General features: G+C 65.0%; 12 protein-coding genes and 1 pseudogene. 9 read left to right on the top strand and 4 right to left on the bottom strand.

The window, feature by feature from the left end:
• Positions 1-42 precede the first annotated feature (42 nt).
• A complete protein-coding gene (locus AWB81_RS22085; RefSeq protein ID WP_062638687.1) occupies positions 43-951 on the bottom strand; it encodes a LysR family transcriptional regulator in 909 nt (302 codons plus the stop codon).
• 108 nt (positions 952-1059) lie between these two features.
• Between AWB81_RS22085 and metE the strand changes: the two genes are divergently transcribed.
• Positions 1060-3357 (top strand): 5-methyltetrahydropteroyltriglutamate--homocysteine S-methyltransferase, encoded by a 2298-nt coding sequence (metE, locus tag AWB81_RS22080; protein WP_062638686.1) that lies wholly within the window; start codon positions 1060-1062, stop codon positions 3355-3357.
• Between the two features lie 119 nt (positions 3358-3476).
• Here metE and AWB81_RS22075 read toward each other — a convergent pair whose 3' ends face one another.
• Entirely contained in the window at positions 3477-4376 is a 900-nt protein-coding gene (locus AWB81_RS22075) for a LysR family transcriptional regulator (protein WP_062638685.1), read from the bottom strand.
• Positions 4377-4475: 99 nt separating this feature from the next.
• On the opposite strand from AWB81_RS22075, the gene AWB81_RS22070 reads away from it, so the two are divergent.
• The 3 genes from AWB81_RS22070 to AWB81_RS22060 are packed head-to-tail and all read left to right on the top strand — an operon-like array spanning position 4476 to position 7517.
• On the top strand, positions 4476-5780 hold the full coding sequence (locus tag AWB81_RS22070; protein WP_062638684.1) for a CitMHS family transporter: 1305 nt from the start codon (positions 4476-4478) through the stop codon (positions 5778-5780).
• Between the two features lie 32 nt (positions 5781-5812).
• On the top strand, positions 5813-7171 hold the full coding sequence (locus tag AWB81_RS22065; RefSeq protein ID WP_062638717.1) for an acyclic terpene utilization AtuA family protein: 1359 nt from the start codon (positions 5813-5815) through the stop codon (positions 7169-7171).
• Position 7172: 1 nt separating this feature from the next.
• Complete coding sequence (locus tag AWB81_RS22060) at positions 7173-7517, top strand: AtuA-related protein (RefSeq protein WP_062638683.1); 345 nt, start codon at positions 7173-7175, stop codon at positions 7515-7517.
• 27 nt (positions 7518-7544) lie between these two features.
• Here the strand turns inward: AWB81_RS22060 and AWB81_RS22055 are convergent.
• Positions 7545-8461: pseudogene (locus tag AWB81_RS22055) on the bottom strand (LysR family transcriptional regulator).
• Positions 8462-8587: 126 nt separating this feature from the next.
• Here AWB81_RS22055 and AWB81_RS22050 point away from each other — a divergent pair.
• From AWB81_RS22050 to AWB81_RS22030, 5 genes are all read left to right on the top strand, one after another.
• Complete coding sequence (locus tag AWB81_RS22050; protein WP_062638682.1) at positions 8588-9475, top strand: NmrA family NAD(P)-binding protein; 888 nt, start codon at positions 8588-8590, stop codon at positions 9473-9475.
• 279 nt (positions 9476-9754) lie between these two features.
• Positions 9755-10849: an ABC transporter substrate-binding protein gene (locus tag AWB81_RS22045; protein WP_062638681.1), complete on the top strand. Its 1095-nt coding sequence runs from the start codon at positions 9755-9757 to the stop codon at positions 10847-10849.
• Entirely contained in the window at positions 10846-11772 is a 927-nt protein-coding gene (locus tag AWB81_RS22040) for an ABC transporter permease (RefSeq protein WP_062638680.1), read from the top strand. The genes AWB81_RS22045 and AWB81_RS22040 overlap by 4 nt, the downstream gene beginning before the upstream one ends.
• Positions 11769-12638 carry an ABC transporter permease gene (locus AWB81_RS22035; RefSeq protein ID WP_062638679.1) on the top strand — a complete coding sequence of 290 codons (870 nt, stop codon included), beginning with the start codon at positions 11769-11771 and terminating at the stop codon, positions 12636-12638. The genes AWB81_RS22040 and AWB81_RS22035 overlap by 4 nt, the downstream gene beginning before the upstream one ends.
• 36 nt (positions 12639-12674) lie before the next feature.
• Positions 12675-13748: an ABC transporter ATP-binding protein gene (locus tag AWB81_RS22030; RefSeq protein WP_062638678.1), complete on the top strand. Its 1074-nt coding sequence runs from the start codon at positions 12675-12677 to the stop codon at positions 13746-13748.
• Here the strand turns inward: AWB81_RS22030 and AWB81_RS22025 are convergent.
• On the bottom strand, positions 13736-14737 hold a 1002-nt coding region (locus AWB81_RS22025; protein WP_445344336.1), incomplete at its 5' end, for an ATP-binding protein. The genes AWB81_RS22030 and AWB81_RS22025 overlap by 13 nt on opposite strands.

Below are 14737 nucleotides of genomic sequence, written 5' to 3'. Positions count from 1 at the left end.
CAACGGACTGGGACCGGCGTTCAGTTCATCGAGCGAAATCGCTTACGAACGGAATCTGGCGTTGCTCCCGTCCGACTCGCCTGCGAGCGCGACGAAAGCCGCGAGGTAGTCGAGCGCATCGTCCGCTTCGCGGGTGCCGAGAAAGATCTGCTTGGCTATCCCCTTCTTTCCAAGCCGCAGCGGCACGATCGGCATCGAGTCCGCGTATTCTTCGGCCAGCCATCTCGGCAGCGCGGCGACACCCCTCCCGCTCGCGACCATCTGAAGCATGATATCGGTCGTTTCAATCACCTTGTGCCGCTTCGGGGCGACATTCGCGGGCGTCAGAAATTGCGTATAGATGTCGAGCCGATCGGTTTCGACGGGATAAGTGATCAGCACTTCCTTCGAAAGATGCTCAGGCACGACATATGGCTCGTTCGCCAGCACATGTGAATCGGCCACGACGAGCACCTGCTCGTAATCGAATACGGGCCGGAATCGCAGGCCTGGCTTCTTCAACGGATCGGGCGTCACGAGCACGTCGATCTCATGGCCGAACAACGCACCGATGCCGCCAAACTGAAACCGCTGCTTTACGTCGACATCGACGTCGGGCCAGCGCGCGAGATACGGCGCGACGACCTTCAGCAGCCACTGATAGCACGGATGGCACTCCATTCCGATCCGCAACGTGCCGCGCTCCCCATTCGCGTACTGCTTCATGCGCTCTTCCGCGAGTTCGAACTGAGGCAGCAGCCGGTTCGCGAGGCCGAGCAGATACTGGCCCGCCTGCGTGAGTCGCATGGACCTTCCCTCGCGCGTCCAGAGCGGCGAGCCCAGTTGCTGCTCGAGCTTCTTCACCGTATGGCTGAGCGCCGACTGCGTGACGTTCAGCGCGTCGGCCGCAGCCGTCAGCGAACCCAGGCGTTCCACTTCCCTCACGACCAGCAGATGACTACGCTCAAGCATTGCATCTCCATGAACAAATCTAATCAATAGATGAAATAATTCAATTTTATTTCATGCATGGGAAATTTTATCATCGCTTCCAGACAATCATCTGGACGGCGTAACGACATGGTCACTACACACAACCTCGGCTTCCCTCGCATTGGTGCAAGGCGCGAACTGAAGTTCGCACTCGAGCGCTACTGGAAGGGCCAGTCTTCGCGGGACGAGTTGAAAGCCGCGGGCGCGGAGCTTCGCGAGCGCCACTGGAAGGATCAGGCGCGTCTGGACTTCGCGCCCGCGGGCGACTTTTCGCTCTACGATCAGGTGCTCGACATGAGCTTTACGCTCGGCAATCTGCCGAGGCGTGTGCACGGCTTCCATGGCGATCCGCTCGACAACTATTTCCGCGTGGCACGGGGCCGCTCGGCGAATGAGGCTGAGGCCGAGGCGCACGATGCATGCTGCGGCGGCGTCGCGGCGGGCGAGATGACCAAGTGGTTCGATACGAACTATCACTACATCGTGCCGGAATTCGATGCGGCGACGCAGTTCTCGCTCGATGCGTCGCGTCTCGTCGAACAGCTTGCGCAAGCTCGCGCGCTCGGCGTGAACGTCAAACCGGTCATCATCGGACCGGTGACTTACTTGTGGCTCGGCAAAGCGAAAGACGGCTCCGACAAGCTGGCACTGCTGCCGCGCCTTCTGCCGGCGTATGCCGCGCTGCTCGACTACTTCACGGCTCAAGGCGTCGAATGGGTGCAAATCGACGAACCGGTGCTCGTCACCGAACTCGGCGCGGCCTGGCGCGAAGCGCTCATTACCGCGTACGGCGCGCTCGAAACACGCCGGGTCAAGCTGCTGCTTGCGACTTACTTCGGCCCGTTGCGGGAAAATCTCGAACTCGCATGCACGCTTCCCGTCGACGGCCTTCACATCGATGCGATCAATGCGCGCGATGAAGTCGACGAAGTGGCGGCGCGACTGCCTGCGTCGTCTGCGCTGTCCGTTGGCGTGATAAACGGGCGCAACATCTGGAAAACCGATCTGAATGCGGCGCTTCAATGGCTCGAACCACTGCATCGCTCGCTGGGCGACCGGCTCTGGATCGCGCCGTCGTGCTCGTTGCTTCATGTCCCCGTCGACCTGAACAGCGTAACCAGGCTGGATCCGGAAATCCGTTCGTGGCTTGCATTCGCGCTTCAAAAACTCGACGAACTGACAGTACTTGCCGGCGCGCTGAATCACGGTTGCGCCTCCGTTGCCGAAGCGCTCGAACCGAACGCTGCGGCGATCGAAAGCCGGCGTGTCTCGCCGCGCGTGCACAACCCCGCGGTCAAGGCAGCCATTGCAAGCGTCGATGCCGTGCTTGGCAAACGCGCCAGCCCATATCCGCAACGTGCCGGGAAACAGGCTGCCATCCTGCGACTGCCCGCCTATCCGACCACCACCATCGGCTCGTTCCCCCAGACCGTAGAGATTCGTCACGCGCGCAGCCTGTTCAGGAGCGGCGAACTCGATCAGGCGGGCTACAACGCGGCAATGGAAAGGGAGATCACGCGCGCCGTGAAAGAACAGGAGGCGCTGGGTCTCGACGTTCTCGTGCATGGCGAAGCCGAACGCAACGACATGGTCGAGTACTTCGGCGAACGGCTCGATGGCTACGCGTTCAGCCAGTCCGGCTGGGTGCAGTCGTACGGTTCGCGTTGCGTGAAGCCGCCCATCCTGTTTGGCGACATCAGTCGGCCGAAGCCGATGACCGTCGAGTGGATCAGCTATGCGCAATCGCAAACGAACAAGCCGATGAAAGGCATGCTGACGGGCCCCGTCACCATACTCAACTGGTCCTTCGTGCGCGACGACCAGCCGCGCTCGGTATCGTGCTGCCAGCTTGCGCTCGCCATTCGCGAAGAGGTGCTCGACCTCGAAAAGGCGGGCGTGCGGGTCATCCAGATCGATGAAGCGGCGCTTCGCGAAGGGTTGCCGCTGCGCCGCTCGGAATGGCACGACTATCTGCGATGGGCCGTGGAAGCGTTTTGCATCACCGCGAATGGCGTGCAGGACGAAACGCAAATCCACACGCACATGTGCTATTCGGAGTTCAACGACATCATCGCGTCGATCGCGGATATGGATGCCGACGTGATCACGATCGAGACGTCGCGCTCCGACATGGAACTGCTCGACGCGTTCGACGATTTCAACTATCCCAACCAGATCGGACCGGGCGTGTACGATATCCATTCGCCCAATGTCCCTTCGCAGGAACACATCGTCGATCTGATGAAGAAGGCGGCCGAGCGCATTCCGTCTGAGCGGTTGTGGGTCAATCCCGATTGCGGCCTGAAAACGCGCAACTGGGAGGAAGTGATTCCGGCGCTGAGGAATATGGTCGCCGCTGCGCAAACCTTGCGCCGGGCAGTCTGACATCGATATCGCGACAGGTCTCGCGCGCGCAAAGGCCACCCTCCGGTGGCCGTTTGCGCGTGCGCGCATGCGTCCCTGCCCCGCGCGAAGAGCCTGCGCTGATCGGCCCGGATTGCCGCTTACCCTTCCCGATCGCCGATCCTTCCGGCCAGTGCCGCGACGAACTGTTCAGTCAAAGGCGGCAACGTGCGTCCGCGCTTCTTGATCAGCGCGATCGGCCGGACGAAACGCGGATCGTCGATGGGCCGCACGACGAGTCCCGGCTCCGCCTGCACCTCGCGCGCGGTGGCGGGAAGGATCGTCACGCCGAGTCCGCCGCGCACCATCGCCACCGCGGTCATCATGTAGGTCGGCTCGCACGCGATGACAGGCGTGCAGCGCGCATTCGCGAACGCCGCGTCGACCACTGCGCGCACGCTCGTGCCCTGCGCCGTGAGCACGAGCGGCACGCTCGCGAGATCCTCGAGTCCGATGCGCCGCCGCCGCGCGAACCGGTGCGCCTTCGGACACACCGCTACCAGCCGGTCGACGCCCGAGTACAGCACGTCGAACGCGCTGTCGAGCGTTTCGCCGCCCGTCAGCCCGATATCGACTTCCTCGTTGCGCACGAGCGTATTCACCATGCTCGCCACCACGTCGCGAACGTGAAAGCCCGCACGCGGCACCGTCTTGCGCAAGTCCCGGATGAGATCGGGCAACAGGCTCGCTGCAAAGGTCGGCAGGCACGCGATGCGCACCGTGCCGCTCGATCCGTCGGCCAGTGCGCGTGCGTCAACCAGCACCTGCTCCATGTCGTGCAGCGACTTTTGCAGCACCGGCAGCAGTTCCCGCCCCGCCGGTGTCAGGGCGACGTTGCGGCTGTTGCGGTCGAACAGGCGCACGCCGACGATCTCCTCCAGCCGGCGAATCTGCACGGTGAGCGCGGGCTGCGACAGATGCAGGCGCGTCGCCGCACGCGTGAAGCTGCCCGTCTGGGCGACAGCGACAAACGCCCGTACGTCGCGAAGGTTCAGATCCATTACGTTCCGTGAATGCTGCGATCAAATCATTTCAATTGATCTATCGTTGGCATCAAATTACGCTGAACCCCACTAAAAGACAAATCCGGAGACAAGCACATGCTGCCATTACTGGGGATCACCACCATCGTCGTCCTGCTCGCGGCGATTCTTTCCAAGCGCATGTCGCCGCTCGTCGCGCTGATCATCGTGCCGATCGCGGCGTCGCTGATCGGCGGCTTCGGCTTGCAGACGAGCAAATTCGTGATCGACGGCCTGAAGAGTCTCGCGCCGGTCGTCGGCATGTTCGTGTTCGCCATTCTCTACTTCGGCACCATCACCGACGCGGGCACGCTCGATCCGATCATCGACCGCATCCTGAAGGCGGTCGGCACGAAGCCGACGCGCATCGTGATGGGCACGACGCTGCTTGCGCTCCTGATCCATCTCGACGGCTCGGGCGCGGTCTGCTTCCTCGTGACGATCCCCGCGATGCTCCCGCTCTACGACCGCCTGAACATGGACCGGCGCGTGCTGGCCGCGGCGGTATCGATGGCGGCCGGGATCAACTTCCTGCCGTGGACGGGGCCGATGATCCGCGCTTCGGCGTCGCTGCATCTGCCGATCTCGTCGCTCTTCAATCCGCTGATCCCGGTGCAGGCAATCGGCCTCGTGTTCGTGTTCGGGATGGCGTACCTGCTCGGCCGGCGCGAGGAAAAGCGCCTCGGATTCGCAAGCACGGACGGTTCGGTGCCGATGCCGAAACGCGAGCTCACGCCCGAGGAACAGGCGCTGCGCCGCCCGAAGCTCTTCTGGTTCAACATCGTCCTCACGCTGATCGTGCTCGGCACGATGGTGGCGATGGGCGAGAAGATTCCGCCGGCGATCATGTTCATGGTCGGCCTGTGCGTCGCGCTGATGGTGAACTACCCGAACGTGGAGATGCAGCGCAAGCGGATCGACGCGCACGCACGCGCCGCACTGATGATGGCCGGCATCCTGCTCGCGGCGGGCGTCTTCACGGGCGTGCTGCAGGGCAGCGGCATGCTGAAGGCGATGGCGCAGGCGGCGGTCGGCTTCGTGCCGCCCGCGATGGCGAGCCACATTCCCGCCGTGCTCGGGCTCGCATCGATGCCGCTCAGCATGCTGTTCGATCCCGACTCCTTCTACTTCGGCGTGCTGCCCGTGATCGCGGAAGTGGCCGGGCAACTTGGCGTGCCGGCTGTGCAGGTCGGGCAGGCGGCGCTGCTCGGGCAAATGACGACGGGTTTTCCGGTCAGCCCGCTCACTCCCGCGACCTTCCTCGTGGTCGGACTGTGCGGCATCGATCTCGCCGATCATCAGAAATTCACGTTTCCGCTCCTGTTCGGCGCGTCGGTCGTCATGACGATCGCGTGCGTCGTGCTGGGCATTTTCCCTTTGTGAGAGTGCGAGCCCCATCCATGGACACTGACACGATGACTGCAACTCAGAACGCACGCCGCGTGCGTATCGGCGCGGGCGCGGGCTATTCGGGCGACCGGATCGAACCCGCGGTCGAACTGGCGGAACACGGCGCGCTCGACTATCTGGTGTTCGAGTGTCTCGCCGAGCGCACGATCGCCATTGCGCAGCAAACCCGGCGCACTCATCCGGAACTCGGCTACGATCCGCTGCTCGAAGCGCGCATGACGGCAGTGCTGCCGGTCGCCGCGAAGAACGGCGTGCGGATCGTCTCCAACATGGGCGCGGCCAATCCGCTCGCGGCGGCCAGGAAGACGGCGGAGATCGCCCGGTCGCTCGGCCTCGGCGGGCTGAAGATCGCGGCGGTCACCGGCGACGACGTGCTCGATGTCGTGCGCCAGGGCAATTTCGCGTTCGAGGAATCGGGCGACAGTGTCGCTTCGTACGACGAGCGGATCGTGTCGGCGAATGCGTATCTAGGCGCGTCGCCGATCGTCGAAGCGCTCGCGGCCGGCGCGGACATCGTGCTGACGGGTCGCGTCGCCGATCCATCGCTCTTCACCGCGCCGCTGATCCACGAATTCGGCTGGGACATGAACGACTGGAACACGCTCGGACAGGCAACCGTCGTCGGGCATCTGCTCGAATGCGCGGGCCAGGTGACGGGCGGCTACTTTGCCGACCCGGGTTACAAGGACGTGCCGAACCTCGCGCGGCTCGGCTTTCCGATCGGCGAAGTGAGCGGCGACGGCTCGGTCGTCATCACGAAAGTGCCGCACGCGGGCGGCTCGGTGACCGAAGCGACGTGCAAGGAACAACTGCTCTACGAGATCCACGACCCGCGCCGTTATCTGCAGCCGGACGTCGTCGCCGACTTCTCGCAGGTTCGCGTGACCGCTGAGGCGCCCAACCGCGTGCGCGTGACGGGCGGATGCGGCACGCCGCGCACTGACACGCTCAAGGTGTCGGTGGCGTATGTGGACGGATTCATCGGCGAAGGGCAGATTTCCTACGGCGGCCCGGGCGCGCTCGCGCGGGCGCGGCTTGCGCTCGACATCGTGCGCGAACGGCTCGACATGACGGGCGTCGGGACGAGCGAGTTGCGTTTCGACCTGATCGGCGTCGACTCGCTGCATGGCGGGCAAGCCGGCGCGCGCGGCGGCGAACCCTACGAGGTTCGCATTCGCGTGGCGGGACGAACTGGGACGGCTCTGCAGGCGACCCGCATCGGCAACGAGGTGGAGACGCTCTACACCAACGGCCCTGCGGGCGGCGGCGGCGTGACCAAGGCGGTGCGCGAGGTGGTCGCGGTGCAGTCGGTCCTGCTGCCGCGGGCGCGGACGAAGCCCGCATTCGAATTCGTGGAGGCGTGAAATGAAACTGCGGGAACTGGCTCACTCGCGAACCGGCGACAAGGGCAATACGCTGAATGTGTCGGTCATCTGTCACGACGCGCGGCATTACGAACATCTGCGACAGGTCCTGTCGGCGGATCGCGTGAAGGCGCATTTGAGCGATGTCGTGCGCGGCGATGTCGTGCGCTACGAACTGCCCAATCTGGCGGCGTTCAACTTCGTGCTCGGACAGGCGCTCGGGGGTGGCGTAACGCGGTCGCTCGCACTCGATGCGCATGGCAAATCGCTCAGCTCGGCGTTGATGGATCTGGATATCGAGTCGCCGACGATCGACTCCGGCTGCGCTGTCGGCGATCCGGGGTAAGAACTGTCGACGGTCATCGTCTGGCGGTCAGGTTGTCGTGAAAGCCGCTCCGCCCGGCGACGCCTGATTCGACTCGTCCAGTCCCCGAAGCATGTCCAGAAACGCGCGCACCTTCGCGCTCAACAATCGGCGCGAGCTGTAAAGCGCCCAGACCTCGACGGGCGGACCCGCCTCCTTTCCCCAGCAAACGAGCCGCCCCGCCGCCACATCGCGCTCCACCAGCAGGCCCGGCAGGAGCGCGGCGCCCGCACCTTCCAGCACCGCCTCGCGCACCATCAGCAGCGACGACAGCCGCAACACCGGCATCGGAACAAACCCGCGCACGTTCCCCGACGATGTCGTCACGCTCCAGGTCCCTCCCGGCCGCGCCGTCGACAGCACGACGGCCGGCACCGCCGGTTCTTCCGCTTCGGACCCGGGCGCGGGCGGCATCGCTAGGCCGGGCGGGGCAACCAGCATCCGCGTGTCCGCGACGATGCGACGGCCGATCAGCAGTTCGTCGGCCGGCGGATTGATGCGGATCACGAGATCGTAGTTGTCCTCCACCGGATCGACGACGCGGTCCTCTGCAACCAGTTCCACTTCCACGCGCGGATGCACGAGCGCGAAACGCGCCACGATGCGCGCCAGCACTACATGCGCGAACACGACCGGCGCGCTGATGCGCAGCTTGCCGGCCGGCACCGGCGCGCGCGACGCCACGGCCTCGCCCGCCTCGTTATTTCGGCCAGCAGTCCGAGCGTGCGTTCGTGCAGCGCGAGACCTTCCTCCGTCAGCCGCAACCGGCGCGCGCCGCGCTCGACGAGCCGCACGCCCAGGCTCTCTTCGAGTTGCGCGACGCGCCTTGAGAGCGTCGCCTTGGGCCGACCGAGCGCGCGGCTTGCTGGTCCGAAGCCGTGGTGCTGCGCGACTGCGTTGAAATCCGCGAGTGCGTCGACATCCATGATCGTTCCGCTGACGAGACGAGGTGTTCCGATTGTGTATCTTTCGACACATGAATGAAACGACTATCGTTGATTCTGTCGGGCCGCTTCGGCCCTCCACCATCCGCTTTCCCAGGGAGAAACGTCATGGCCATACTGGTTACGGGCAGCACGGGCATCATCGGAACGCAGGTTCTCAACCACCTGAACGGCAGCGAGGCGGAAATCCGTGCGCTGACGCGTTCGCCGGAACGCGCGCGCTTCGCCGCGGGTGGGACGGCCGTTCAAGGCGACCTGTCGGACGTCGACGCGCTGCGGCAAGCGATGCGCGGCGTCAGCACGCTCTTCCTGCTCGCGCCGAACGCGGCGGACGAACTCACGCAGGCGCTGCAGGCACTCAACATCGCGCGCGACGAGGGCGTGAAGGGAATCGTCTACCTGTCGGTCTTCAAGGGTGCGGAGTACGCCGACGTGCCGCATTTCACCAGCAAGCACACGGTGGAACGGATGATCGAACAGTGCAATCTGCCCGCAACGATCCTGCGCCCCGCCTACTTCATCCAGAACGACGTCCGGCAGAAGCAGGCGCTGCTGGCAAAAGGCGTCTACGGGATGCCGATCGGCGACAAGGGCATTTCGATGGTCGACGTGCGCGATATCGGCGATGCGGCCGCACGGGAACTGCTGCGCCGCGAGGATGCGGCCGGGCCGCTGCCCGTCGAGCACTACGAACTGGTCGGACCCGACGCGCTCGACGCCACGACCATGAGCGCAATCTGGAGCGAAGCCCTGAAGCGGCCCATTCATTACGCAGGCAACGATCTCGACGCGCTCGAAGACGGCTTGAGGCACGCCGCGCCCGCCTGGCTCGCGTACGACATGCGCCTCATGATGCGCCGCTACCAGCAGGACGGCGCGGTGGCGACGGCGGCGGACCTCGACCGGCTTGCGGCGCTGCTCGGCCGGCCGTTGCGGTCGTATCGTGAGTTCGCGGCGTCGATGGCGGCCGAGTGGGCGGACCAGCCGGCGTCGTGAACGCAGGCCGAAGGCGGATGGGCGATCGCGGCGGTGCGCGGCGCCGCCGTCCGTTGACAGCAGTTGCAGCCCGCGCATCGATCCGGTCGCCGACGGCGGCATCGTGCGCTCCCGGACAGAAGGCGCAGGCTTCGTTCAGCGAGTGCCGGCGCCGCGCTCTCGTATGAGCGCCACACATGCCTCCCATGCAGAGATTTCGTTGGTGACGGTATTTTGACGCGCCTACAGTTCATTCACGCGCATCAGTCAAAGTTCCTTCGATCAACACGGGAGACCGCCATGCAGGACATCAAGAAAGGTAGAAGGCAGGCCATCAAGGCAATCGGTACGGCGCTCGCGGCCTCTGCCCTCCCGATGCCCTTCGTCAACTTGAGGGCACAGGAACAGAACTTCTCGGGCAAGACGCTGCGCCTTCTGACCTGGTCCGACGATACGGGCGCCGCCGCGCTGCGCAATATCGCGGGGACCTTCTCCGCGAAGACCGGCGCCAAGGTGATCGCCGACCGCGCCGACGGCACCTCCGGCATGGTCGCGAAGCTGAAGGCGGCGGGCGACCGCCCGACTTACGATGTCATCACGCTGGCGGGCGTCGGCGCTGCAGGCCTCGCCGACGCGGGTCTCCTCGTCAAGCCCGATCTCGACAAGCTGCCGAACCTCAAGGAAGTCGCGCCGCAGTACCGCACGGGCGCCAACGGCTTCGGCGTGGGTTATCTGCTGTGGTCCGACGGGCTGATCTACAACACGTCGACCGTCAAGACGCCGCCCTCGTCGTACGAAGCATTGTGGGATCCGAAATACGCGGGGCGCCTGTTCCTGCCGCCGCCCGAGTGGGCCGAAGCGGTCGACCTCGCGATCATCGCCGCGAAAATGGCGGGCGGCTCGCAGCAGAACATCGAACCCGGCTTCAAGAAGCTGATGCAACTGAAAGACCACGTGATGACGCTGGGCGAAAATCCGAACCAGGTTGCCGATCTGTTCCGGACCAATTCGCTCGATATCGGCGGCATCTATTCGCCCGCGTTCTTCCCGGACCAGATTCGCAAGCCCGAGTACAAGATGGGCGTCACCTACGGGATGAAGGAAGGCTTCGCCACGCAACTGATGTTCACGGTGATCCCGAAGTCGCATCCCGGGGACAGCGACCTGATCCATGCCTTCATCAATCATTCGCTCGATGCAGGCGTGCAGGGCCGCATGGCCGCCGATGTGCTGAACGGGCCGGTCAATTCGAAAGCGGTGATCCCGGCGGAAAGCCGCGCATTCGTGCCGAGCCCGCAACAGATCGCCGAGAAGGCCGTGCTGCACGACGACAAGGCGCTCGCTGCGGTGCAGCCGGCATGGATCAAGCGCTACACCGAGATCTTCTCGGCATGACCACGATGCGGACGCGCTTTTCGCGGCCCCCTTCCGGCACGCTCGACGAACTTGCGTCCGCGCCACCGGGCGCGGCGCTGGCGAAGGCGCGGCCGTGGCTGTTGCTCGCCCCGATCCTGCTGTTCCTGCTGATACTCGCCGCAGCCGCGCTGGTCGTGCTGCGCATGAGCTTCGGCACACCGGGCGCCGAATGGCGCGGCTTTACGCTGCACAACTACGTCGAACTTGGCGACGGCTATTTCCTGAAGTCGCTGTGGCTGACGCTGCGGCTCGCGTTCCAGAGCATGATCTGCGCGGTGTTGCTCGCGATTCCCGTCGCGCTCGCGATGGCGCGCACCGAATCGCGCGTCGCGCGGCGGCTGTTGCTGGCAGGCGTGCTGTTGCCGCTCCTCGTCAATCTGCTGTTGCAGGGATATGGATGGCTCATCATTCTCGGGCCGGCAGGCCTGCTCAATCACGGCCTGCTCGCGAGCGGCCTCGTAGAGCGGCCGGTGATGTGGCTGTATCGCGAGCATGGCGTGTTGCTCGGCCTGATCCAGACGGCTTTTCCGCTCGCGGTGCTGCCGTTGTCGAGCGCGATGCGAGCCGTCTCGCGTTCGTATGAGGAAGCCGCCGCGACGCTCGGTGCGAGCCGCTGGCAAATCCTGCGCGACGTGATGCTGCCGCTCGCGATGCCGGGTCTCGTCTCGGGCGCGCTGCTCGTGTTCGCCTACAACGCCAGCGCCTTCGCGGTCCCGCTGCTGCTCGGCGGACGCCGCGTGCCGATGCTTGCCGTACTGGTCCACGATCAGGTGGCGCCGCTGTTGAACTGGCCCGCCGCGTCGGCATCGGGCGTCGTGCTGATGGCGGCGACGCTTGCCGTCATGGCGATTTCACAGCGTCTGGTTCGCCGCACGCGCCGTATCGAGGAGCCATCCGCATGAGCACGCCCGCAACCATCCTGCGCGAGCGCGCGTGGCGCCTGCCGGCATCGATGCCCGGCCAGCTCGGCAAGCCCACGGCATTGCTTGCCGCGATCGTACTGTTCCTCGCCGCGCTGCCGATCCTGACGATGATCACGATGTCGTTCAGCGCCGCGGGCACACTCGAATTCCCGCCGCCAAGCTACAGCCTGCAGTGGTATCGGGCAGCCTGGCACACCTTCATCGCGCCCGATGCGAACGGCGCACTCTCAATGGGCGATGCGCTCGCGAACAGCATGATCGTCGCGGTATCGACGATGTTCATTGCCACGCTCGTCTCGGTACCCGCTGCCTATGCGCTCTCGCGTTACCGGTTCCGCGGCAAGTCGGCGGTCGAGCAACTGGTCGCGCTGCCGCTCGTCTATCCGCTCGTGATGCTCGGGCTGTCGCTGCTGCTGGTGTTCAACGTGCTGCCGGTCGAACTCGGCCTGTTTCGATTGATCATCGCGCACGTGATCCTGGCGTTGCCGTTCACCGTGAAGAACTGCGCGGCATCGGTGGCTTCGATCGGCCCGGAATTCGAGGAAGCCGCCTGCGTGATGGGCGCAAGCCCGGGGCGCGCGCTCATCGACGTGGTGCTGCCGCTGATGCGCCCCGGCATTCTCGCGGGCATGCTGTTCGCATTCATCGTGTCCTTCAACGAATTCACCGTGACCTTCTTCCTGTACGGCATCGACACGATGACCTTGCCGGTATGGCTTTACAGCCGCACGGTTTCGTCGCTGGACCCGACCGTATTTTCCTTCGCGGTCTTCATCGTCGTCATCGACTTCGCGCTGATCTGGATGCTCGAAAAGCTCGTCGGCGATGCGGGCGTGGCACTCTGACTTCGCATCCGCATTCGTATTTCCAGGGGCATTCCGATGACTCATCTGACATTGCAGGCCGTCACCAAGCGTTTCAACGCGGCGTACGCCGTCGATCACGTCGACCTGAGCGTCCCTGACGGCAAGCTCGTCTCGTTTCTGGGTCCGTCCGGCTGCGGCAAGACCACGCTGCTGCGCATGATCGCCGGGCTGGAGACGCCGACTTCGGGCAGCGTGACATTCGCGGGCCGCGACATCACGCACGTGCCGGCCAGCCGGCGCGACTTCGGCATGGTGTTCCAGTCGCTCGCGCTCTTTCCGCACATGACGGTGGCCGAGAACATCGCGTACCCGCTGCGGCTGCGCAAGACCGACAAGGCCGCGCGGACACGCCGTATCGCCGAGTTGCTCGAACTGATTCAACTGCCGCACATGGCGAACCGGCCGGTGACGCAACTGTCCGGCGGGCAGCGTCAGCGTGTCGCGATCGCGCGCGCGATTGCGTCTTCGCCGAAACTGCTGCTGCTCGACGAACCGCTGTCTGCGCTCGACGCCAAACTGCGCGAAGCGATGCAGGTCGAGATCCGCCTGCTGCAACAGCGCCTCGGCATCACGACGATCATGGTCACGCACGACCAGCGCGAAGCCATGACGATGGCCGACGAGATCGTCGTGATGGAAAAGGGCCGCATTGCGCAGGTCGGCAAGCCGCTCGACATCTATCGTGAACCCGTCAGCGAGTTCGTTGCGGACTTCATCGGCCTCGGCAATATCCTGCCGGTGACTTACGACGGAAAAGACAGCGTGAGCCTGCCGGGCGGCCAGCAGATCGTCGTCACGCGGCCAACGCGTGCGCCCGATTCGACCGGGGACATCCGGCTCCTGATCCGCCCCGAGGACGTCTGCGTGAAGCCTCTTTCGACGGGCGCCGGTCCGAACCGGCTGAGCGGCACGGTGACGTTCATACGCGATGTGGGCGCGTCAGTCGAAGCGACGATCGACTGCGCGGGCTTTACGCTGACTGTCGCCACCACGTCGCGCGAAACACCGGGGCTGACGCCCGGCATGCCGGTCCTGGCGGAATTACCCGCCCAGGCCTGCAAGCTCGTGGCGGCACGTCAGGCACATTGAGGTTCGGACTGCTTTTGCAACGCGTACTCGCGCGTGGTTTCGAGCAGAAAATACTCCCTGGTCCGGCTGTTCGACGTCGACATGACGAGGCGCTTCGACGCCAGCCCGACGATGGCTTCGGTCACCTCTCCTGCCGATAGCCGCTCGCAGGTTGCGACGGCACAGGCGTCGTCAAGTGCAAAGCGCGCTGGCAATACGCTCAAGCGCCGCAGGACGAGCCTCTCCACATCGCTCAGCAGCCGATAGCTCCAGTCGAGCGCGGCTTCGAGTGTCTGATGACGCGGCGGCGCGGTACGGTGTCCACCGGTCAGCGTGCGAAAACGGTCGTCCAATTCGGACACGAGCCTGCGCATGCCGAAGACGCTCGCGCGCGCCGCCGCCAGTTCCAGCGCGAGCGGCACGCCGTCCAGCCGCCGGCAGACGGTCGCAATCATTTCGATGCTGCCGCGCTCGCCCGCACCCGCGGCATCGAGTGCGTCCATCTGCGCGAGCAGCATCCTGACCGAGCTGCACGCGAGGATGGATTGCGAACTGGCATTCACATCCGGCGTTTCGAGCGGCGCAACCCAATAGAGCTTTTCGTGCCGCGTGCGCAGCGGCTCGCGGCTCGTCGCCAGCACGCGGATATGCGCGCCCGCCTGCGCGAGCCGCTCGGAGACGCGCGCCGCCGACTCGATCACATGCTCGCAATTGTCGAGCATGACCAGGAGCTTGCGGCCTTCGACCGCTGCAACGAGCGCGTTCAGCGAGACGTCTTCGTCGACATATTCGACGCCGAGCGCCTCGGCCAGCGCGCTCACGACGCTCTGTGCGTGATCGACCGAAGCCAGCGCGACGAAGCACACTTCGATATCCGGGGCCTCAGCGAACGCGCCCGCCGCTGCGATGCCGAGCTGCGTCTTGCCGATGCCTCTCGAACCAGCGACACACTGCCCATGATCATGCAGATGAGGTACTCGTTCGTTATCCATATCATCCACGCGTGGGCG

Origin of the sequence: Caballeronia arationis (genome assembly GCF_001544975.2) — a bacterium.
GTDB classification, from domain to species: Bacteria; Pseudomonadota; Gammaproteobacteria; order Burkholderiales; family Burkholderiaceae; genus Caballeronia; species Caballeronia arationis.
This window is presented reverse-complemented; position numbering and strand designations above follow the sequence as displayed.